Genomic DNA, 21,027 nt, shown 5'->3' with positions numbered 1-21,027 from the left:
CTCAGCGGCCCCCTGGGCTCGCTGCGCTCGCATCGGGTCCGTGCCGCTAGGCTTGAGCACAGCGCCGTCGAAGTGGAAGGAACCATGACCGAGCTGAGTACCGACCAGCCCCATCCCTGGCAGCAACTCGCCGAACACGTCTGGACGCTGCAGACCGATGGACTCCGGATGAACGTGGGCCTGGTGGTCGGCACTGAGCGTGCACTGGTGATCGATACGGGAACCGGTCCGCTGCAGGCGGCGTGGATTCTCGACGCGGTCCGCCAGATGACCGACCGGCCGATCACTGCGGTGAACACACACGCGCACTACGACCATGTCTTCGGGAACGCGTACCTCGCAGCTCACGGCGTTGAGGACTTCTGGGCGGCAGAGCGTTGCGCCGCCGTCGTCATCGAACACGGTGACAAGTGGCGGGCCGCTGTCGCCGCGCTGGAGCCGGCCATGGCATCGAACGACGGCGACCACACGAACCTCCATCCGGCTAACAAGCTGGTCACTGATGCGCCGGTGGACCTGGATCTTGGGGGAGTATCGGTAACGCTCTTCCACCTTGGACGTGGACACACTGACCACGATCTTTTGGTGGGCGCCGGGAACGTGCTCTTCACCGGAGACCTGGTCGAGGAAGGCGCGGATCCCGCCTTCGATGATTCGTTCCCGAGCGACTGGATCCGCACCCTGGGCAAGGTAGCCGCGCTCGATGACCTGTACGACGTGTTCGTGCCCGGTCATGGCTCGCCCGTCAGCGTGGACTTCGTGACCACGCAACTGAACAAAATGCGCAGCGCCGTACGCGTCACGAAAATCGCGATGGACGAAGCATCGGTAGACATGACCAAGGCCATCCCGATCCTGCCTTATGGTCCCGAGCAGTCGCGGGTGCTTCTTACCCGGCTTCGGACGCTCGCGCACTGGAAGTGGCTGGAACGCCAGAGCAGCTGAAGGTCGCGTGCCGGTTTCCCCATCTTCAGCGTCATTGTGCCACTGTTTGTACTGAAGCGTCCTTGCATTCCGGACGGGGATCGAGAGAGCGCCGACTAGGACGTGGGGAACGCAGTCCGGCTGAGACGGCGTTCAATCAACGAAAACAGCGCATGGGCGGTGCTCTGTGCCGAGCCGTTGCCGTCGAGAACAGCGAACGTATCGAAGCCCGGGAGTGAGCGGTAGGCGGCGTCCAACGCTGAGAGGAACTCCAGGGTCTCCTCATCCGTGGCACGCGAGGCGATGCGTGCGTGCGCCACACGCGGTTCCACACTGAGGTAGACCACCAGGTCAGGCTGTGGAAGCAGTTTCAGCAGCCACGGAATCAGGCGGCCGGCACTCAGCCCCCGCACCTTCCGCAGCGCCAGCTGGCAGCTGAGGTGCCGGTCGAAGACGACGACGCCGCGCCGTCGTCGTGCCCGGAACGTCGAGCGAAGTACGGCGAGCACGCGAAGCATGGTTTCGAGGGCATCCAGCACCCGCACTCCGAGGAGGGATTCCGCGGTGGCGGAGTAGCGTGAGGCCCACCGGTTCAGCGTGCGACGGCCGCCAGGATTCCGGTACAGCTCTGTCTCGACGCTCTGCGCGGCGAGCTCGCGCATCAGGGTCCGCGCAACCGTAGTTTTCCCCGCGCCGTCAATCCCAAGCAGGACCACACGGAGAACCTGTGGATTTCCTGGAATGCCGGTCATTTTTGCCTCTCGCGGGTGTACGCTCTGTCAACCCATTGTCGCAATGGCTACTGGACATCGACTGATAGCGCCATTATTGCTCCATCATCGCAGTCCGTTCGGCTTGCCGCAGCGAACACCATATGAGCTGGGTTACACGTTCCCGGAGCCACCGGACGTAGGTCCCGCCGGAATGGAGAGCCATGAACATCACGCGTAGTGCCCTTGGTTTAGTTCTCGCTGCAGCGCTCGTTGGAGTGGCGGGCTGCGGGTCCGGCGACGATCAGGCGGGTGAGGCCCCTCCCGCAGAGACAACCAGCGCTGCCGAGCCGACCGCCGATGAAGCCACCTCTGAGGACGCCTCAGAGGAACCGTCGGAAGAGACCTCTGAGACTGCTTCGGAAGAACCGACCGAGGAAGCGCCGGCCGAGGAAATTGTCATCACCATCCGAAACTTCGAGTACGAGATGCCGGAATCCGTCCCGGCCGGAGCCGAGATTACTGTCATCAACGAGGACACGGCCCCGCACACCGTGACAACGACGGAGACTGACGATTTCGATGCCGTCGCCGAGGGCGGCCAGACGGTCACGTTCACCGCTCCGTCGGAACCGGGAGAATATCCGTTCATCTGCACCTACCACCCGAACATGACGGGCACACTGGTGGTGACTAGCGATGGCTAGGAAAGCGGCCCGACGGCCGGCGGCGCATGGTCGTTCCACCGCGTTGCTGATGGTCCTTCGCGTGATCATCGCAGTGGGACTGGCCGTTGACGCCTACGTGCACTTCGTCCTCGCACCGCAGTACCAGTTCGCGTATCCGGACGGCATCGGCGGAGGGAACCTGTTCCGCATCCAGGCCGTGGTGGCAATTCTTGCTGCAATCTACGTACTCGTCCGGGGTAGCAGGCTGTCCTACGCCATAGCCGCGGTCGTCGCGCTTTCGGCGTTCGCCGCCGTTGTGCTGTCGGTGTATGTGCAGTTGCCCCAGATCGGGCCTATTCCGGCGATGTACGAGCCGCTCTGGTTCTTCGAGAAGACCGTGAGCGCGGTTGCGGAGGGGATTGCGGGGGTCCTCGCCGTCGTCGGCTTCTTCCTGGTGCCACGAAAGGACGCCGCCCTGCGCTAGCGTTGGACGGTGCCCCAGGAACCGTTCAGCCTCCGCAAGATAGCAATCGGAGCGTACGGTCCCTCGTTGCTGTACGGAGTGGCGACGGGGTCGATCACGCCCGTGATTGCGCTATCCGCGCGTGACCTGGGTGCGGACATTCCGACGGCGGCGCTCATCATCACGCTGACCGGAATCGGCTCGCTCTTGACCAATGTCCCGGCGACACTGGTCACCACAAGGTTCGGCGAGCGGTGGGCGCTCGTCGCGGCGTCGCTGTGGTGTTCGGCGGCGATGATCCTGGCCCTTTCCGCGCCGAACCTGGCAATTTTCGGCGCGGCGATCTTCATGGTCGGGATGGCCGGAGCGGTGTTTGGGCTGGCGCGGCAAAGTTACCTGACGGAGGCCGTACCGATCGACTTCCGCGCCCGTGCCCTGTCAACGTTGGGCGGTGTTACCCGGATCGGCGTGTTTATCGGTCCCTTTGCCGGTGCGCTCGCGATGAGCGGTCTGGGGCTCGACGGCGCGTACTGGGTGGGTGCCGCCGCCACCCTTGCAGCCGCTGTGCTGAGTTATCGGGTGCCGGAGCTTGCGGCGCCGCAGCACACCGTTCGCGGGCGGGGTTCACCGTCGGATCCTGCGACTCCTGTGCCACCTCCGGCGACGGTTCGCGCGATCCTGCGAAGTCACGCCAGGATCTTCGCCACTGTTGGCGTCGGCGTTCTGCTGATCGCCGCCGTCCGGGCCACACGGCAGGCAGTGCTGCCGCTCTGGGCGCAGGAGATAGGGCTGGACCCGACGACGACGTCGGTCATCTACGGTCTCTCCGGGGCCATCGACATGCTGATTTTTTACCCGGCTGGGAAGGTCATGGACCTTTACGGGCGGCGCTGGGTTGCGGTTCCGTGCATGCTGATCATGGGTACCGCGCTGCTGCTGCTTCCTCTGACACAGGATGCTTTCAGCCTGCTGCTCGTTGCACTGCTAATCGGGTTTGGCAACGGGATAGGGTCCGGGATTGTGATGACCCTTGGGGCTGACTTTTCGCCGTCGCCGGGCCGGCCGCAGTTCCTTGGCATCTGGCGGGTGCTGACTGACATCGGAACCATGGCAGGTCCGGGAACCGTTTCCGCCGTAACCGCGGCCGTCACCCTGGCCGGAGGGATCTGGACTACGGGCGTACTTGGTCTGATCGGGGCCGCGGCGCTCTGGCTCTGGGTGCCGCCGCGGAAGAAGCATCTCTCTGGTCGTTAGTCGCGGCGCAAGCGGGCCTGGGACGCGAAGAGCCAGCACGCCGTCGCACTGAGCGTGAAGCCCACGCCGACGATGAGCGCCAGGCCGGACCAGAAGAAGAGTGGAACGTTGGCGGTCCCGGGAACCGGTGCCGGGCCGATCAGTTGGACAAAGAAGTACAGACCCACGGATCCGAGCAGGCCAAGCAAACCAGGAATCCAACAGAACACCAGCCAAAGTCGGGATGCCGCCCAGTGCTCCCCGAATCCAGACCACACATTCCACGGGTTTCCAGTCCGCATGATCAGCAGGCCGCCAAGCAAGGTCCATGCGCCGACGACGAGGAACGCCGCCACTACATCTGCTGGTCGGTGCCAAAGATTGATGAACGTAGCCGCACCGGCCAGCACGGAGTACGCCCCGCCCGCGGCAGCCGCGAGGGGCCGCCATCGAGGGGAAACCACCAGGAAGATTGCCGCTGCGGCAGAAGCCGCCAGAGTGGTGTGACCTGAGGGCAGTGAATTGAAGTCAAGCGTGGGGACGCCGCGGTCCGGCCGGTCCAGCAGGAGGTTCTTCAGGACCTGGGTTGTCAGGTTAGCGCCAAGAATCGTTCCGAGCGCGATCCCGGCGGCAACCCATCGTCGTCGTCCCAGCGTCACGAACAGGATGACCGCGGCCGCAATGAACACCGAGATGACCGGGAGGCTGTCGAGGAACTGAAGGAACGGCAACTGGCTGTCAGGGGCGGCTATGCCGGCCTCACGCCACGCGGATTCGTCCGCGAACTGGCCGGTGGTGGTGCGCACAAACGCCCAATAGGTCCAGCCCAGTGCAGCGAAGCAGAACACAGAGCCGAGCACGAACAGCGCAGGCCGCCTGGCGGCGGTCCGGTAGCGGCGTTCGATGGTCGACTGCGTGGAGCTCACCTGCTTAACACTGACACAACGAGGATAAGGTTCCTCAATTCAGATCCAGCCTTGCTGCCACGCTTTCTCCGCAGCGTCGTGCCGCGAAACTGCATTCAGCTTGGCCATCGCGGAGGAGAGGTAGTTGCGCACCGTGCCGGAAGCCAGATGAAGGTCCCTGGCGATCTGCTGGACTGACGCCGTGGAGCGGCTCAGGCGAAGTGCATCAAGCTCGCGGTCGGTCAGCGGACACCGTTCGGCGGAGAGCGCCGCCGCAGCGATTTCAGCGTCGATGTAGCGCTTGCCGGCCCTGACGTCGCGGATCACATCTGCCAGGTCTTCGGCGGGCGTTGATTTCGGGACAAATCCCGAGACGCGCGTTGCGAGGGCTCGACGCAGGACGCCCGGCCTGGCATGCCGGGTCACGATGATCACACGGGTGGCAACTTTGGACAGTATGAGCGCTGCAGCCTCCAAGCCATCGGCTCCGGGCATCTCAAGGTCAAGGAGGCACACATCCGGCCGCTCGCTGATTGCGAGTTCAGCCGCGGTGAAGCCGTTGTCGGCGCTTGCAACCACTTCGATATCCGGTTCGAGGGCGAGCAACGCAACGAGTGCGCCCCTGATCAGGTGCTCGTCATCAGCGATCAGTAATCGTATGGTGCCCGGCGGCGCTGCTTCTTTCATGCGGGGCAACCTTGCGGCGAAGGGATGGTCAGCCGAAGCTCGAAGCGGTCATTCTCGGCGTCTTCCTTGACCTCCAGTTGTCCAGCGAGTGGAGCAACGCGAGCGCGCAGACCGGCAATTCCTGTCCCGGGCGTCCGGGCTGTCCTGTCACCAATCAGGCCGCTGTTGGCGATCTCAAGTACGTACTGCTGGTCCGCGGACAGGCTGAACCGCAGTGATACCCAAGTGGCGTCACTGTGGCGCAAAATATTCGTTGTCGCCTCGCGTACGCCCATGGCGAATGCATGGCGCAAGGTGGGATCAGGAGGCAGGGGTCCGACGTCGAGCTCGCAGTGAGCGCCGGCTGCAGTGAGCACCGAGCGGGCGTTTTCGAGTTCATTGTCGAGGGCGTCCTCACGGTACCCGGCAACCAGTGTACGGGTCTCCTCAAGCGCCTGACGGGCAATAACCCGGGTCTCGTGCAGATGCTCCCGCGACGCATCCGGATCGATGGCGAGCATACGTTCGGCCAGCTCGGCCTTGAGCGCGATCACCTGTAAATGATGCCCCTGAATGTCGTGAAGGTCGGCCGCGAAGCGTAGTCGTTCCCGGGCGACGGCGAGTTCGGCAGCCGTGCGGCGGTGCTCGTCGAGTTTCACTACGATCTCCCACCACCACAAGCTGCTCAACACCATCAGGGGGAAGGCAGCGGAGTAGATGAGAATTGGTCCAAGGCCGGAGTCCGGGCCGAAGCCCAGCGAGTAATCAGGAGGGTGGGTGGCCAGGAGCAGATGAAGGATAACCAGTGCAATTCCGGCTGCCAGTACGATCCGCCGCCGTGACTTTTCGAGCAGGGCGGCCCAGAGGCAGAGGGCGATCCACAGCGGAAGCGCTGCTGGAAACTCGCCGACCGACCGGAAGAACCCCAGGAACCAGATCGTTGCAGCCGGGGCGAGGAGGGCCACCGTCCAAGCGAGCTGTGGCTGACCGCCGCCGCGGCCCACCCGCAAGAACCAGCAGTAGCGGACCTGCATGGCACTGGCCATGAGCGTAAGCCCAACCAGCACGTTTGCCGTGGATGTGACTGGCGCCGAGAACGCCATCATAAGGAGCAGCGAGTCGAGGACAACACAGAAGAAGACGATCGAGCCAAGAGTGTAGAGCCAGGTGGACTGGACGCTGCGTCCGTGCGCGGAGCCGGCGTCGTCGTGCTGGCCGGTCACAGTTTCCTCGTGCTTCTCCGCCGTACCCGAACGGAGCGATGACTGGACCATGACTCCAGCGTAGAGCAATGACATTTGTCACCGGCCGGGCATGCAATACGGTCCGGAATCCTGTGACAGTGCGGCACTACAGGGGCTCGTATGGGAGCGCGAGGATTGAATCCTGGCCGATCCGCACAGGTGTTGGTCCGACTGGAACCCCACGAAAGGCATTTCCCTTGATTGAGCAACTGCAAGACTTCACTTCTTCGCTTCCTGACCTGCTGCAGTGGGTGGGGGTGATGCTGGCCGCTGCGATTCCGTTCGTGGAGTCCTACTTCGGGTCCATAATCGGCGTCCTTGCAGGCATCAACCCGGTGATCGCAATTGCTGCGGCAATCGTGGGTAATGTCGTCTCGATGCTGATTTTCGTGCTGAGCGCACACGGAGTGCGGGCGAAAGCCATCCAGGGCAAAGAGCCGAAGCCGCTCTCGCCCCGCAAGGAGAAGCTACGCCAACGGTTCGACAAGTACGGCGTTGCCGGCGTCAGTCTTCTCGGCCAGACCGTCCTTCCCAGTCAGATCACGTCCGCAGCGATGGTTTCCTTCGGCGCACCCAAGAACGTGGTGATCCTCTGGCAGGTCATTTCGATCATCATCTGGGGCGTCGTGTTTGGTGTGCTGGCTAGTTTGGGCGTTTCGACCCTGGCCTGATCGAAGCGGAGGCTGTTCGGCATACGCTGGACTGATGCCGGCCCCCACTGCTGAGGAACTGCGTTCCACCGCTCGTGTTGTCTCGATTCCGATGCGCGTCCGTTTCCGCGGTGTGACTCACCGCGAGGCGCTCATGCTGCGAGGTCCCGCCGGCTGGGGCGAGTTCGCTCCCTTTCCCGAGTACGACGACATCGAATCCGCCGCCTGGCTGCGCGCCGCCGTCGAAGCGGCGTGGGCCGGCTTCCCGGAGCCGGTGCGCGGCCGTGTGCCGGTGAACGCGACGGTTCCAGCGGTGGCGGCGTCCGACGTCGAACCCGTACTTGCACGTTTCGGGACAGCGCCCGCGGTCAAGATCAAGGTGGCAGAGCGAGGTCAGACACTCGACGACGACGTCGCCCGCGTCGCCGAGGTGCGGCGCCTCCTGCCCGTTGCCCGGCTGCGGGTCGATGCGAACGGCGGCTGGGATGTGCCCGCCGCGCTGGAGGCTTTAGAGGCGCTGGCGCCTTACGAACTGGAGTACGCCGAGCAGCCGGTGATGAGTATCGCGGACCTGCGGACTGTCCGGTTGGAACTACGTCGTCGAGAGATTTCGACTCTCATCGCGGCGGATGAAAGCGTGCGAAAAGCTGAGGATCCACTGCGGGTGGCGCACGAAGACGCAGCGGACTTGATCGTGGTGAAGGTTGCTCCGCTTGGTGGTGTGCGGCGTGCGCTGGACATCGTCGCCCAGGCCGGGCTGCCCGCCGTCGTAAGCTCTGCCCTGGACACGTCCGTGGGGATCAGCGCCGGTGTTGCGCTTGCCGCGTCCCTTCCCGAGCTGCCTTATGCGTGCGGGTTGGGAACACTGTCCCTGATGGAGGGGGACGTTTCGGCTACGCCGTTGATGCCCGACGGCGGGTGGTTGCCCGTGCGGGCGCCGGAGGTGAGCGAGGAACTGATCGAGCGCTACGCTGCTCCAGCCGAGCGGAGCGCATGGTGGCTCGAGCGGCTGGAGAGGGTTGTGGGGCTTCTCTGACGCCTATGAGGTTAGGCTCTCGTCATGCCACTTGTTGAGCGCGCACTTGATGCTGTGGACGGGCAGGTGACCCACAGTTGGTCGCTGGCCGTACCCTCGGACCTGGTTTGGTGGGGACTCACTGACGCCGAGGCATTGCCATGTTGGCTCGGAAAACTGACTTCCGGAGCGTTTGGCGTCGGGAACGTGGTGACGATCGAGCATGCCGAGGACTACTCCTGCACCAGCCGTATTCAGGCGTATGAACCGGGCCAGCTACTGAGCATGACATGGAAGTTCCCGGACGAACCGACGTCGGAGGTACGAATCTCGCTCAAACGGGCTGGTGCGTCAACGCATTTGGAATTGCGGCACGATGGCCTCGGAAGCGAGGCGGCCAATTACCTGACCGGTTGGCATACGCACCTTCTGTATCTTGAGGCGCTGCTCCTGGGCGAGCCCCGCTCCATGGAGGACTTTTGGTCCACTTACGATGCGCTCAGGCGGGCCTAAGGTGAGTTCATTCAGTGAAAGATCGTTGTTCTTCGACCCGGTCGAGCCATTCGACCATCAGAGCATCGAACAGCCCTGGTTGCTCGATCTGAAGGTTGTGTCCGGCTCTGTCCAATACGACGAAACTGGCTCGAGGATAATTTGCCAGGAGCGGATAGGTGTCCGCATATCCAGTAACTGCATCCTGACGTCCGGCAATGATGAGAATGGGACACTCGAACGTTCCTCCGGTATCCGGTGATTCGGTGAGTTCATACCGCTCTCGAATCCGGTTGAGCGCGGACTGGTCCGCTCGTTCCATCCCAGTGACAATTTCGTGCTGAGTCCGCCGCCAAGTCTCGAAGGTCTGAACCACCGCGTTGTCGTGGAACTCCCCAGTGTCCCCGATCTGCTCCAAGAGCGCAGGGTCCGCGACCAGAGCCTGATGCGCGGGTACGGTGCGTGCTTCATTGACCACAGCCATGCCGATGGAGCAAATCAAGGCCATGCCCAAGACTTGAGAATGACGACGCTGCAGGACGGCGCGAGCGATGTATCCGCCATAGGATTCACCGACCAGCAGAAACGGCTCCGATCCCAGCAGGGCGTCGACCGTGCCGAGCACGGCCTCCAGTACTTCGTCTGATCCTCCACGGCCGACCAACGACGGAGATTCGCCCATGCCCGGCAGGTCGACATAAACCCTGCGGTACCCCTCCCGCGCGGTGAAAAGCGGTTCCACGCAACCAACCATGAGTTGGCGGTCGGGCCCAAGCCCGTGGATCGCTACCATGGGAATCCCTTCGCCGTGGGTTTCGTAAGCCAGTGTGGTCGTTCTCACGGTGCGTTCAGTTGATCCCAATGGAAGCCGCCTTTCGTAAGGTGCTGTGTTTCTGACGCTGCGAACGGGAGCAGGCTGTGCTCACTTCACAGTGCTCTTTCTGGGACAGGTGCGAGTAAGCGGGCGCAGAGACGATCCACCTGGTCCTGACTCAGCCCGATGGTGGAGAGGTATTGCTCTACGGAACCGTAAATTTCGTCGATGTGGTGAAGCATCTGCTCGATGTTTTCCGCCCTCGCATTCTGCAAGTACTTTCGGCGTTCATGGGAAGTATCGTCCGGAGCGTCCCGAAGCGGTTGGGTAAAGACCTCACGCATATTGTGCTCCGTACGTTCGTAGTCCTCGCCGATAGCTTCATCTGTCACACCTGCCAGGCGCAGCAGCAGCGCGATAATCATTCCGGTTCTGTCCTTTCCAGAAGCACACGAGATCAAAATAGTGCCTTGCGGCGCTTCGGAAATCTCAAGCATGATCGCTGCGATCGTCGCCCTGTTTCGTTTCACGCTCCCTCGATAGATGGCGCCTAAGGTGGTCTCGGATTCGGGATCTCGCAGAGCCTCAGCAGCGGGGTCTATCAGAGGCCTCAACCTATAGACTGCGTCATCGGCAAATGGGTGGGCTAATGCACCGGCTTCCTCGATCGAACGTAGATCGAGCACGCGACTGAACTTCGGCATGGAGCCGGCATTTCTTGGCAGGCGATAATTGGTGGGCGTCTCGGACCGTACGACCGCGCCGTGCGCAGTCGTACCACCAGAGTGGAGCGGCAGGCCTCCAATGTCGCGAGCATTGCTGAATCCGGGTATGCAAGCGCCCATAGCGCGGTGGCTCAGTTCTTCTTCAGTTCCTGGGCGAGCATGACGATGATTCCGCTCGGCCCACGCAGGTATGTGAGTTTGTAGACGTCCTCGTAGGTCGCCACACCCCGCAATGGGTGACAGCCGTGTCTCGCGGCAATCTTGAGGGCCTCGTCGATGTCGTCGACCGAAAAAGCGACGCGGTGCATGCCGATCTCGTTGGGCCGGGTGGGCTCCGTCTCGATCGCGTCGGGGTGGATGTACTCGAAGAGCTCGAGACGACCATTGCCGTCTGGGGTTTGGAGCATGGCGATATTGGCGTGGTTCCCGTCGAGGCCGACGGCGGTGTCGGCCCACTCTCCGCTGACCGTGTCCCGGCCGAGGAGCTTGAGCCCGAGGTCGGTGAAGAAGGCGATCGCCGCTTCGAGGTCGCGGACAGCTACGCCGACATTCTCAAGTTTGATGGACACGAACCACACGCTACCAAGGCGCACAGAACTGTCCAGGGCGATCCGACCCTCGTCATTGTCCAGGGCGTCAATTATTGTGATGCGATGAGTAGGCAAAAGAAAGCTCTTCTGGCTGGGCTATGTGCTGCTGTAGCAGCGCTCCTTATTGGCGGCCTTCTCTTCGGTTGGGATAGCGGAGCACTACTGATTGCTGGGGGTTGTGGCTTGGGTGCGTATCTGGGAGGCCAGTGGGGCAATCAGAAGGCCAAAGAGACAGACGCCTACCGTGAAGAGTGGCTGGGTAAGCGCAAGAACGCAGCCCAGCCAAATCAGCCCGAGGAGTGAAGGACGTACGACGCGCCCCGGTGTACCCCCGGCACTCGGCGATTTCGCGTCGACCAGTCGATGCAGGTTCAGATGCCGCAGGAGGCCCATGTGCGATTCACTGAACGGAGCGAGCCCGTTCCATCGCGGAGTTCGTCTTGCGCCCAATCGTGTCTGACGACGCCGAGATCGATCGCTGCCGTTATGGAGTCGCGTGAGAATCTGCGCTTGTGGAGCAATCGACGTAGCCCGAAGTTGAGTTGGCTGCGTCGAAGCGGATCCTCCCGCCCACCACTGTCAGCCGCGTGCTGTTAGTCAAGAGCGCTTCTGCGTCGGAGCGGAAAGGGTCCGTATCCAGCACGGTGAAGTCTGCCAGGTGCCCGGACGTTATTTGCCCCTCACGGTCCTCGGCGCGACAGGAGTACGCGGCGTCGCGTGTGCCATGACACAGGGCGTCCGCGAGGCCCAGCGCGTACTCCGGACGGTTGGGCGGCAGTGACTGATCGATGGCCGACTTTCGCGTAGTAGCCACGTACATGTTCGGCAGGGGCTGGTGCGGCGCCGTGGGAGCATCGGTACTCAAAGCCAGTGTTGCTCCCGCAGCCAAAAACTCCGTCCACGGGTACGCCCGATGGACCCGGGCGTCGCCGAGCACCGACTGCCAGTTGTCCTGAATCGCCGGATCAGCGTGAACCGGCTGCACGGAAGCAACCACACCCAGCGCGGCTAGCCGTTGGATATTTGCCTCGGTGACTGTTTCAAGGTGTTCAATGCGGTGCCGACGGTCTCGCGGGCCGTTGATCCGGTATGCCTCCTCCAGAGCATCGAGGGCAATATCGGATGCTTCATCCCCGATGGCGTGCAGGGCAACCTGAAGGCCGGCGGCGTCAGCCGCTGCTACGACCGGAATCAGCGCCTCCCGGTCCCAGATCGGTTCGCACTGGCTGCCGTCAGCGTACGGCTCCTTCATCGCCGCGGTACAGCTGTCAATTACACCGTCAATGACGATCTTAATCCCGCGGATCTGCAGCCACTCACTGGAGAACTCAGCGGCGAGTTCGACGGCGCGCCGCACCTGGGCAAGGTTCTCCTCGGTGTTCTCGTGCCTGAAGACAAGCCAGTGGCCCTTGACGCGCAGGGGCAGGGAACCGCCGTGGCGTTGCAAGGCGCGGCGGAATGCCTCAAGGTCATCGTCCTGCACCGCCATGTCGACTGCGCTGGTCACGCCGACGGACAGGTAGTGCTCAAAGGCCGCTTCGAGGTGTGAATCACGATCCGCGTCGGTTGTTGCCCGCGCAAGAGCGGGCCAGACAATCTGCTGTGCTGCAGTTTCATAGAGCATCCCATCCGCTTCACCCCTCTCATCGCGGCCGATCCTTCCCCCGTGCGGATCGGGTGTGGCGTGGCCAATGCCGAGTTCGGCCAGCGCCGCACTGTTCACCCACACTGAGTGCAGATCATTCGCGTCGAGATAGACCGGCCGGTCCGGCACAGCTTCATCGAGCAGCCGGCGACTTGGCGCAGCCCCGCCCAGTGCGCTGTAAAGCCATCCCGTACCCAGGACCCGCGGCGCGTCCGGAGCCTCAGCGGCGGCCGCGCGCAACCGTTCCTGAATGGTAGACAGATCGGGTGCGTCGCGGAGCAGCACCTTCTGTGCGGACTGTCCCATCATCAGCAAGTGAGTGTGGGCGTCGACAAATCCGGGCAGGACGAAGCGACCTTCGAGATCAACTTCGCGCGCTGTCGATCCGGCAGCGGCGCGGGCGTCCTCCTCGGTGCCAACATAGACATATCGTGACGCTTCAACCACGAAGGCATCCGCGGGACTTCCGTTGGCCGTGAAAACTGCAGCGTTGAAGTAGAGAATGCTCTGGTTCACATCAGTACTTTCGTATTGTGCGGGAGAGTTAGTGGGCATCAGGCGATCGCGCTTCTGGTCCGGGCACCCTGCTGGATGGCGTCTTCACCCGTCTGCGTCTGTACCCGCACGGATGTCCGGGAAATCAGGACGAACGGAATCAGCAGGGCAAAAGTCATCACAGCAAGCACCGTTCCCATTCCGGCGTAGCCGATGCCGGTGGACAGCGAGGTACCGAAGAGCGGCCCGAAGGACGAACCGATCAGGTAGACGCCCAGTAGCGGGGCGGACCAGCGCCCTGAGGCGTCCAGTGCGGCTGCAACAGCAACGATGTAGACAAACGCGGCAGCATAGAGCGTATTCCACGCGATGATGACAACCAGATACCAGTCAGGGTCGGTCACCGTTCCGGACAACAGCTTCAGGAGCCCGCCCGCCACGAGGATGCACGCCAACGGCAGGGTGCGACCCAGACGCGCGCCGAACAGGCTAACCAGAGCCGTCGCAATGAGACCGCCCAAGGTTGAGAGGCTCAAGGCCAACCCCATGCCGGTTTCGTTTAGGCTCGCCTGGGCTGCTCCCATCGTGGCCGCTACGGCCCATAACGAATCCTCGCTCAGTGCCCATAGCGCAAAGCATGCCAACAGGGCGAAACCGGCAATTTTTACTCGCCGCGATGTGCCGCTGGCTCGCTCATGCGACGGCTCATTGCTGACGGGCGGATCCTGTGCCGGAAGCGGTAGCCATGAGGCAGCCAGCAGCGCAGCCGCGGCGAGGCCCGCGAGCAGCCCGAAAGCACTGCCCATTCCTGCGCCAAGTAGGGGGATCGCGAACAGCAGAACCGAGACGATCGCCCGGTTCACGAAACCGTTGATGCCCGAGACCCGCTCGGGGTTCCGCAGGGCGCCGAGCGCGGCACCGCCGGCTGACACGGCACCACCGGCGCCGAGACCGCCGAGAATAATGCCACCGACGACGACGGCGGGTACCGGCACGAAGGCGGCGGCACCGAATCCGATGGCCGTCATGGCGAGGCCAACCCGTGCGACGACGTAGCGTCCATTGCCTGCAGCGGACCAACGGGAGGTGAGCAGGCAGGAGAGGGCACAAGCGAGCAGGGAAGCAGTGATCAGGGCACCGGCGTCGATGACGGTGAAACCCAGTTCGGTGGTGAGGGCGAGAATCATGATCGGGGCCAGGTTTGCTGTCATGAAGCCCACAACGCTGATCCCGAACACGGAAACGGCGCGTTTGGCTGTCAGCGGTACTCGCGCCGACTCAACATTGGAATGGGACATGGTGCTCCTTCTGTGGAGGCATGATGTGAGCGTCATCACTAAACGAATGTCATTCATTTAGTTTGGAGCATCTTCACGCAACACACAAGAGGTTTAGTGAAAGCCTTTCACTAATTCTTTGCGGTCATAGCTCGGATCCCTGAAATCAGTATGTCGAGGCTGAAGCGAAAGGCAGTCCCGGCACGCTCCTCCGCTGAGCTGCTGCTCAGTGCACGGTTGAGCGCTGGAAAATCCCCCTCGGGCGGTGACCAGACGACGTCGGGTGCTGCCAGATCCAGGGCTGCGCCGAGTGCAAGATAATCGATCGTCGCGATGGCGGGGGCTATCTGCGCTGGAGTAAGGCCTGCACGCTCCAGAATGAGAGCAACTTCCTCATACAGGCCAATCACATCAAGATCCTGGATGGTCTGGGTCACCAGCATCGGTACCAGACGGGGGTGTGCGGCAAACCCGTCCCGATACGCAGTGATCAGAGCCGTCAGGGCGATGTCCCAATCAAGATCCTTGACTATAGGGAACGGGTGCTTCCTGAATAGCCGGCCCCGCATCAGCTCGACAATGTGCTCCCGGTTATCGATGTGGTTATACAGTGCCGACTGGCTGACACCGAGCCTGCCAGCGACCTTCGGGAAGCTGAAATCGCCAGATTCGTCCACCAGCGCCATTGCAGTATCGACAATGGCATCGACCGACAGCAAGGGAGAAGCAGGTCGGGGCATCGGGATCTCCTTCGGGTTGGCAACTCACTCGAATGTACTGCTCAGTCGGCATAGCAACGTGTGGAGGCCCGCCGTCGTCGTCGATCTGCCAACGCCGGGTGTTCGCCTTCAGTTGCGCACCCGTTTACCCAAGGACCCCGGATCGGTTCATTTCGCTTGCCAAGGTGAGACCGGCCCCACACCGAACAAATCCGGAAGGTTCTCTCAAAATGAGCGACACCAAACGCCGTCTCCTGCCCATGCTCGGCCACACCAACGGAAAGCGCAGCGCCGTCACCTGTGCGCTCAAGTGCGACAACGCGTGCGCTGCCGCCGTGTGCAACACGAGCAGCAACAACTACTTCCGGGACATTGTCTCGAACGAACTGTCCCGCCGCGCAGTCGTGGGCGCCGGGGCGGCCGGCGCCCTGACCATGCTCGTCGGTGCGAACTCCGCCGCTGCGGCGCCCGGGGGAGCGCGGATCGCCCCAGCTGTCGCTGCGAAGCGCGGTGGCGGAAAGAGCAAGCTCGCCTTTACGCCGATTGACCCCGTTGACGCCCTCGTTGACGATTTCACGGTTCCGGACGGGTACTCCTGGCGCACAGTGATCCGCTGGGGTGACCCGCTCTTCCGCAACTCGCCCGGATTCGACGCCAACAACCAGACTGCGGCCGCCCAGGAGCTGCAGTTCGGCTACAACTGCGACTACACGGACATCATCGAAATCCCGGGAAGCAAGGGCCGCCGGGCGGTCCTGTTCGCCAACCACGAGTACACCAATGAGAACATCATGTTCCCGCCGGAGATGCCGGCGGAGGAGGTCCGGGCAACAGCGCGCGCCGCGCACGGACTGTCGGTGGTGGAACTTGTTCGCAAGAACAAGAACGCGCCCTGGACGTACGTCGTCGGTGGCCGCCTGAACCGCCGCTTCCTCATGGAAACGCCGTATGAACTGACCGGGCCCGCAGCGGGCACGGAGTTCGTCAAAACCATCGACGATCCATCGGGCCGCACCATCCTCGGCACGCTCGGAAACTGCGCCGGCGGAACCACACCGTGGGGCACGATCCTCTCCGGCGAGGAAAACTTCAACGGTTATTTCGTCACCCCCGGCACCTCCGACGCCGACCGCCGGTACGGCCTGACTCCCAGCCCCACCGGACGCCGCTGGGAGATCGACGATCCCCGCTTCGACACCCGGAACGCAGGCTACGCGAACGAGGCCAACCGCTTCGGATACATCGTCGAGGTTGACCCGTTCGACCCCACATCCACCCCCAAGAAGCACTCAATGCTGGGCCGCTTCAAGCACGAGGGTGCGAACGTGATAGTCGCCGACGACGGCAGGGTAGTCGCGTACTCGGGCGATGATGAGCGCTTCGATTACCTGTACAAGTTCGTCTCGAGGAACAAAGTCCGGAAGGGGAACACTCCCGCTGACCGCCGGGCGAATATGAACCTCCTCTCCGAGGGTTCCCTCTACGTGGCGCGCTTCCAGGGCAACTCGGTTCCGGAGATTGACGGCACCGGGAGCCTTCCAACCGACGGCGCGTTCGACGGCGTCGGCGAGTGGCTGCCGCTCATCATCAACAACCGCTCGGCCGTCCCGGGCATGACCACTGCGGAGGTTGCCGTCTTCACGCGGTTAGCCGCTGACAAGGTCGGCCCCACCAAGATGGACCGGGCAGAGGACGTTGAGCCCAACCTGCACACCGGCAAGGTCTACGTTGCCTGCACCAACAACACCAATCGCGGCGTCGGCTCCAACACTCCCGTGGACGAGGCCAACCCGCGTACCCGCAACCGCGACGGCCACGTCGTCGAAATCACCGAGAACGGCGGCGACCAGACCTCCACGAGATTCACCTGGAACCTGTTGCTCGTCTGCGGTGACCCGTCGACGAACGCGAGCACCTACTTCGGTGGGTATCCTGCGGACAAGGTGTCGCCCATCTCCTGTCCCGATAATCTCGCGTTCGACAGTGCGGGCAACCTGTGGATTTCCACCGACGGGCAGCCGGGCACCATCGGCTACTGCGACGGACTGTTCCGCGTAACGCTGGAAGGCCGCGAGCGCGGTCGGGTGGACCAGTTCCTCGCTGTACCGCGCGACGGCGAGACCTGCGGCCCCATCATCCACGACGACGAGCAGAACGTCTTCGTCGCCGTCCAGCACCCAGGCGAAGAGGGGTCCTGGGGAGCGCACACCTCCCTCTTCCCCGACTACGTGCCGGAGTGGAGCGCGCCCAAGCGCGGCGAGGGCGCGTTGCCCCGCCCCTCCGTCATCCAGGTTTTCCCGGACGAGCGGAAGCGACAAGGCGACGACAAGCCCGGGCGCGGCCGTGGCAAGGGAAAGCCGCGCAACGATGAGAACCGTGGCGGCCGGAACAACAAGTAACTAACGTGCGGATCCGGTGACTTCGGCTGATCCGGACGCACCGGATCTGCACTAAAGTTCCATGACCGTGTGCGGGCAGTGTGAGGATGGGGGAGTGGACTCCATCGAATCAGCCCGCCGCATTACTGCCGCCCTTGCCGCCAACGGCATCACCGACGTCGTAGTCGCACCAGGCTCCCGCAGCGCCCCGCTGGCTTACGCCCTTGCCGAGACTGAGGCGGCGGGCATGCTGAAACTGCACGTCCGGATCGACGAGCGCGTCGCCGGGTTCACCGCGCTGGGCCTCGCCTCGGGATCCGGCCGCCCGGCCGCGGTGCTGACCACCTCAGGAACGGCCGTGGGTGAACTGATGCCCGCCGTGATGGAGGCCAACCATGCCGGGATCCCGCTGGTGGTGCTTTCGGCGGACCGCCCCGACGAGCTTCGCGGCACCGGCGCCAACCAGACCACCCGCCAGGCGGGACTGTTCGGCGTCCACGTACGCGCTGCCGTCGACGTCCCCGCCGGATCCGACCCCGCACCCCACCTCGCCCGTGCGCTTGCCGAAGCCCGGGGCGTCACACAGCCTCCCGGACCCGTCCAGGTGAACCTCGCCTTCCGGGACCCTCTCGTGCCGGGCGATTCCGCCCTATCGAAGCCTGCCGCGCCCTCCTCCGCGGCACGCACCGAACGCGATGAACCAACGACGACGGCGTCACCCGCCTCCGTGCCGGACGGCGAGCGAACAGTGGTGCTCGCCGGGCATGGCGCGGGGGAGATCGCGGCCGTTTTCGCGCAGCATCTTGGCCTGCCGCTGCTCGCAGAGCCCTCTTCCAACGCCCGTTTCGGGTCCTCGGCCATTGCACCGTATCGCCTGTTGCTCGAAGAGTTCGGTCCCCGGATCGGGAAGGTGGTGGTTTTCGGCCGACCCACGCTTTCCCGGCCCGTTGCTGCTCTGTTGGCCCGCACCGACGTCGAACGCGCCCTCTATGTCCCTGAGCCGGCGTCGTGGTTCGAAACGGGACGGCGACCGGAGCGCATCATCCCCGCGCTCGATGAGTTGCTCACGTTCGTCGGCCGCGGCGCGGACGGCTGGCTTGAGGAGTGGCAGGTGGCAGGCGCTCGCGCGGAAGCCGCCATCCGGCTGCTGCTCGCAGCGGAACCGGCACTGAACGGACTGCACGTTGCGGACGCGGTCTGGGAGGGCACCAGCGGCAACCTGGTGCTCGGGTCCTCCAACCCGATCCGCGACGTCGACCTGGTGGCTTCCGCCGGTTGGCATCCCCTCGAGGTGTACGCCAACCGCGGGCTTGCGGGAATTGACGGGACAATCTCCACGGCAAGCGGGATTGCGCTGGCGGCGGGCATTCCAACCCGCCTGCTGGTTGGGGATCTGACTTTCCTGCACGACGCCGGTGGCCTCCTTCTTGGAACCGGCGAAGAGGAGCCGGACCTGCAGGTCGTGGTGCTCAACGACGCGGGCGGAGGCATTTTCGGGCTGCTCGAACACGGTGAACCGGCTACGATCGAACGCTACGGTCCCGCTGTGGAACGGCTCTTCGGCACGCCCCATGAGGCGGATATCGCCGGGATCGCGGGCAGTTACGGTGTTGCGCACCGGCTGGTTTCCTCAGCCGAGGAGCTTGACGAGGCCCTGGCAGAGCCGATCGGGGGCCGGTCCATCGTGGAGGTCCGGACGAACCGCGCCGGTCTTCGCGATCTTCACGCCCGGGTGAAGGACGCAGTGCGCGAGGCCACGCGGACGGCCCGCTGAGTGCGCACATGATTCCCTCGAAGCGTCATTATGTGCGCACCCACGGGTTAGAGCACCTTCGAGAGGAACTCCTGTGTCCGAGCGTGCTGGGGGTTGCCGAGGACGTCCTCGGGCTTGCCCTGCTCCACAACCACGCCGCCGTCCATGAAGACAACACGGTCGCCTACTTCACGGGCGAAACCCATCTCGTGGGTTACAACCATCATGGTCATGCCGTCACGGGCGAGCTGCTTCATGACGTCCAGGACGTCACCCACCAGTTCGGGGTCCAGCGCGCTGGTGGGCTCATCGAAGAGCATCATGTCCGGGTCCATCGAGAGCGCGCGCGCAATGGCAACACGCTGCTGCTGGCCGCCGGAGAGCTGGGGAGGGAAAGCTTCCGCCTTCTCTGAGAGACCAACCTTTGCAAGGTTGCGCTTCGCAACCTCGATGGCCTCCGCTTTCTTGCGTTTCTTGGCCCGCATCTGCGCGAGCGTCAGGTTGCGGGTGACATTCAGGTGCGGAAAGAGGTTGAACTGCTGGAACACCATACCGATGCGGGTGCGGACCTGGTCCAGGTCCGTTTCCTTGTCGGTGATGTCCACCCCTTCCACCACAATAGTTCCCGAGGTGGGTTCCTCCAGCCGGTTCACGCAGCGCAGGAGGGTGGACTTGCCGGATCCGGACGGCCCGATAACGCAGACCACCTCGCCTTCGTCCACGTGGAAGTCGATTCCCTTGAGGACTTCGTTGTCGCCGAAGCTCTTGTGCAGGTTGCGCACCTCGATAGCGGGTACGCCGGTTTCTTTCGTTGCGGCCATGATCTACCGGCCTCTCTTGTTGTGGCGTTCCAGTTTGGCGACCAGCTGGGTGAGCGGCAGCGTGATGACAAGGTACAGCAGAGCGGCCAGGACCAGCGGGGTTGAGTTGGCCTGGGTGGTGAGGGCGTCGCGGGCAAAGGTGGTGAGTTCGCGTTCGCCCAGCGCCATGCCGACGATGAACAGCAGTGAGGTGTCCTTGATGAGGATGACGAGCTCATTGGTCAGCGGGGGAGTGACAATGCGGAAGGCCTGTGGCAGCACCACTGAAACCATGGTCCAGGAGGGGCGCATTCCCAAGGACCGGGCGGCTTCGACCTGACCCTTGGGTACGGCTTCGATGCCGGCCCGGAGAGTCTCGGCGATGTATGCGGAGGACACGATCATCAGCGCAATCAGGCCGGCGCCGGTGCTGCCGCCCGGGGGTTGCCAACCGGTTGCGATCGGCAGTCCGTAGGCGAATCCGAAGATCACCAGGAGGGCAGGCAGTCCGCGGAACAGTTCGATGTACGCCGTCGCGAACCAGCGGTACGGCAGCACCGGTGAGAGCTTCATCAAGGCGAAGACCAAACCGAGGATCATGCCGCCGACGAAGGCGATTGCTGTGTACAGCACGGTGTTTTTCGCCGCGATGGTGACGATCTCCGGGAACGTCTCCGCAGCAACCTCTAGGTTGAAGAAGTTGTTCTGGATCACTACCCAGTCGGTGGTAAGCACCACGACGGCGACAACGATGATGAAGACCGCATACAGAACGCCCTGAAAGAGCCGTTTACGGGTTGAGGGTTTCACGTGTTTCTACCTAACTTTCAGGAGGTGGACACGACAGCGGCAGTTCCACAA

The 21,027-nt window shown here is 63.4% G+C and carries 22 protein-coding genes; 10 read left to right on the top strand and 12 right to left on the bottom strand.

Annotated features, from left to right (window positions below; genetic code table 11):
- Positions 1–84: 84 nt before the first annotated feature.
- Complete coding sequence (locus BJ994_RS12160) at positions 85–945, top strand: MBL fold metallo-hydrolase (protein ID WP_167994476.1); 861 nt, start codon at positions 85–87, stop codon at positions 943–945.
- Positions 946–1,040: 95 nt separating this feature from the next.
- Here the strand turns inward: BJ994_RS12160 and BJ994_RS12155 are convergent, their stop codons facing one another.
- Positions 1,041–1,676 carry a dTMP kinase gene (locus tag BJ994_RS12155; protein ID WP_167994474.1) on the bottom strand — a complete coding sequence of 212 codons (636 nt, stop codon included), beginning with the start codon at positions 1,674–1,676 and terminating at the stop codon, positions 1,041–1,043.
- A gap of 182 nt (positions 1,677–1,858) precedes the next feature.
- Between BJ994_RS12155 and BJ994_RS12150 the strand changes: the two genes are divergently transcribed.
- Genes BJ994_RS12150 through BJ994_RS12140 form a run of 3 tightly spaced genes read left to right on the top strand, consistent with a single transcriptional unit; the run spans position 1,859 to position 4,019 of the window.
- Positions 1,859–2,341 (top strand): cupredoxin domain-containing protein, encoded by a 483-nt coding sequence (locus BJ994_RS12150; RefSeq protein ID WP_167994472.1) that lies wholly within the window; start codon positions 1,859–1,861, stop codon positions 2,339–2,341.
- The gene (locus tag BJ994_RS12145) at positions 2,334–2,786 is read left to right on the top strand and encodes a hypothetical protein (RefSeq protein ID WP_167994470.1); all 453 of its coding nucleotides are present in this window, start codon (positions 2,334–2,336) and stop codon (positions 2,784–2,786) included. The genes BJ994_RS12150 and BJ994_RS12145 overlap by 8 nt, the downstream gene beginning before the upstream one ends.
- A gap of 9 nt (positions 2,787–2,795) precedes the next feature.
- Positions 2,796–4,019: an MFS transporter gene (locus BJ994_RS12140; RefSeq protein WP_167994468.1), complete on the top strand. Its 1,224-nt coding sequence runs from the start codon at positions 2,796–2,798 to the stop codon at positions 4,017–4,019.
- Here the strand turns inward: BJ994_RS12140 and BJ994_RS12135 are convergent.
- The 3 genes from BJ994_RS12135 to BJ994_RS12125 are packed head-to-tail and all read right to left on the bottom strand — an operon-like array spanning position 4,016 to position 6,843.
- Positions 4,016–4,924 carry a phosphatase PAP2 family protein gene (locus tag BJ994_RS12135; protein WP_342450368.1) on the bottom strand — a complete coding sequence of 303 codons (909 nt, stop codon included), beginning with the start codon at positions 4,922–4,924 and terminating at the stop codon, positions 4,016–4,018. The genes BJ994_RS12140 and BJ994_RS12135 overlap by 4 nt on opposite strands.
- A gap of 39 nt (positions 4,925–4,963) precedes the next feature.
- Positions 4,964–5,590: a response regulator transcription factor gene (locus BJ994_RS12130; RefSeq protein WP_167994466.1), complete on the bottom strand. Its 627-nt coding sequence runs from the start codon at positions 5,588–5,590 to the stop codon at positions 4,964–4,966.
- Entirely contained in the window at positions 5,587–6,843 is a 1,257-nt protein-coding gene (locus BJ994_RS12125; RefSeq protein ID WP_209066821.1) for a sensor histidine kinase, read from the bottom strand. The genes BJ994_RS12130 and BJ994_RS12125 overlap by 4 nt, the downstream gene beginning before the upstream one ends.
- 167 nt (positions 6,844–7,010) lie before the next feature.
- Between BJ994_RS12125 and BJ994_RS12120 the strand changes: the two genes are divergently transcribed.
- Genes BJ994_RS12120 through BJ994_RS12110 form a run of 3 tightly spaced genes read left to right on the top strand, consistent with a single transcriptional unit; the run spans position 7,011 to position 8,991 of the window.
- Positions 7,011–7,484, top strand: a complete 474-nt coding sequence (locus tag BJ994_RS12120) for a small multi-drug export protein (RefSeq protein ID WP_167994462.1) — start codon at positions 7,011–7,013, stop codon at positions 7,482–7,484.
- A gap of 34 nt (positions 7,485–7,518) precedes the next feature.
- Positions 7,519–8,499: an o-succinylbenzoate synthase gene (locus BJ994_RS12115; RefSeq protein WP_167994460.1), complete on the top strand. Its 981-nt coding sequence runs from the start codon at positions 7,519–7,521 to the stop codon at positions 8,497–8,499.
- Positions 8,500–8,523: 24 nt separating this feature from the next.
- Entirely contained in the window at positions 8,524–8,991 is a 468-nt protein-coding gene (locus tag BJ994_RS12110) for an SRPBCC domain-containing protein (RefSeq protein ID WP_167994458.1), read from the top strand.
- A gap of 7 nt (positions 8,992–8,998) precedes the next feature.
- Here the strand turns inward: BJ994_RS12110 and BJ994_RS12105 are convergent, their stop codons facing one another.
- The 3 genes from BJ994_RS12105 to BJ994_RS12095 all read right to left on the bottom strand — a co-directional run bounded on the left by BJ994_RS12105 (position 8,999) and on the right by BJ994_RS12095 (position 11,078).
- Positions 8,999–9,811: an alpha/beta fold hydrolase gene (locus tag BJ994_RS12105; protein ID WP_342450367.1), complete on the bottom strand. Its 813-nt coding sequence runs from the start codon at positions 9,809–9,811 to the stop codon at positions 8,999–9,001.
- Positions 9,812–9,897: 86 nt separating this feature from the next.
- Complete coding sequence (locus BJ994_RS12100) at positions 9,898–10,629, bottom strand: tyrosine-protein phosphatase (protein WP_167994454.1); 732 nt, start codon at positions 10,627–10,629, stop codon at positions 9,898–9,900.
- A gap of 11 nt (positions 10,630–10,640) precedes the next feature.
- Positions 10,641–11,078 (bottom strand): VOC family protein, encoded by a 438-nt coding sequence (locus BJ994_RS12095; RefSeq protein WP_167994452.1) that lies wholly within the window; start codon positions 11,076–11,078, stop codon positions 10,641–10,643.
- A gap of 84 nt (positions 11,079–11,162) precedes the next feature.
- On the opposite strand from BJ994_RS12095, the gene BJ994_RS12090 reads away from it, so the two are divergent.
- Positions 11,163–11,402 (top strand): hypothetical protein, encoded by a 240-nt coding sequence (locus BJ994_RS12090; RefSeq protein WP_167994451.1) that lies wholly within the window; start codon positions 11,163–11,165, stop codon positions 11,400–11,402.
- A gap of 181 nt (positions 11,403–11,583) precedes the next feature.
- On the opposite strand, the gene BJ994_RS12085 is transcribed toward BJ994_RS12090, so the two are convergent.
- From BJ994_RS12085 to BJ994_RS12075, 3 genes are all read right to left on the bottom strand, one after another.
- Positions 11,584–13,260, bottom strand: coding sequence for an amidohydrolase (locus BJ994_RS12085; RefSeq protein WP_342450366.1), 1,677 nt, complete (start codon positions 13,258–13,260; stop codon positions 11,584–11,586).
- Positions 13,261–13,298: 38 nt separating this feature from the next.
- Positions 13,299–14,537, bottom strand: coding sequence for an MFS transporter (locus BJ994_RS12080; protein ID WP_167994449.1), 1,239 nt, complete (start codon positions 14,535–14,537; stop codon positions 13,299–13,301).
- Positions 14,538–14,647: 110 nt separating this feature from the next.
- Positions 14,648–15,256: a TetR/AcrR family transcriptional regulator gene (locus BJ994_RS12075; RefSeq protein WP_167994448.1), complete on the bottom strand. Its 609-nt coding sequence runs from the start codon at positions 15,254–15,256 to the stop codon at positions 14,648–14,650.
- Positions 15,257–15,465: 209 nt separating this feature from the next.
- On the opposite strand from BJ994_RS12075, the gene BJ994_RS12070 reads away from it, so the two are divergent.
- On the top strand, positions 15,466–17,634 hold the full coding sequence (locus BJ994_RS12070; RefSeq protein WP_167994447.1) for a PhoX family protein: 2,169 nt from the start codon (positions 15,466–15,468) through the stop codon (positions 17,632–17,634).
- A gap of 61 nt (positions 17,635–17,695) precedes the next feature.
- The gene (gene menD, locus BJ994_RS12065; RefSeq protein ID WP_167994446.1) at positions 17,696–19,387 is read left to right on the top strand and encodes a 2-succinyl-5-enolpyruvyl-6-hydroxy-3-cyclohexene-1-carboxylic-acid synthase; all 1,692 of its coding nucleotides are present in this window, start codon (positions 17,696–17,698) and stop codon (positions 19,385–19,387) included.
- Positions 19,388–19,434: 47 nt separating this feature from the next.
- Here menD and BJ994_RS12060 read toward each other — a convergent pair whose 3' ends face one another.
- Positions 19,435–20,187, bottom strand: coding sequence for an amino acid ABC transporter ATP-binding protein (locus BJ994_RS12060; protein WP_167994445.1), 753 nt, complete (start codon positions 20,185–20,187; stop codon positions 19,435–19,437).
- A gap of 3 nt (positions 20,188–20,190) precedes the next feature.
- Positions 20,191–20,976: an ABC transporter permease subunit gene (locus BJ994_RS12055; protein WP_167994444.1), complete on the bottom strand. Its 786-nt coding sequence runs from the start codon at positions 20,974–20,976 to the stop codon at positions 20,191–20,193.
- Positions 20,977–21,027 lie beyond the last annotated feature (51 nt).

The sequence above is a fragment of the Arthrobacter pigmenti genome, assembly GCF_011927905.1.
Classification (GTDB): Bacteria; Actinomycetota; Actinomycetes; order Actinomycetales; family Micrococcaceae; genus Arthrobacter_D; species Arthrobacter_D pigmenti.
The sequence above is the reverse complement of the archived record's forward strand: the minus strand, read 5'-3'. Positions and strand labels throughout refer to the sequence as shown.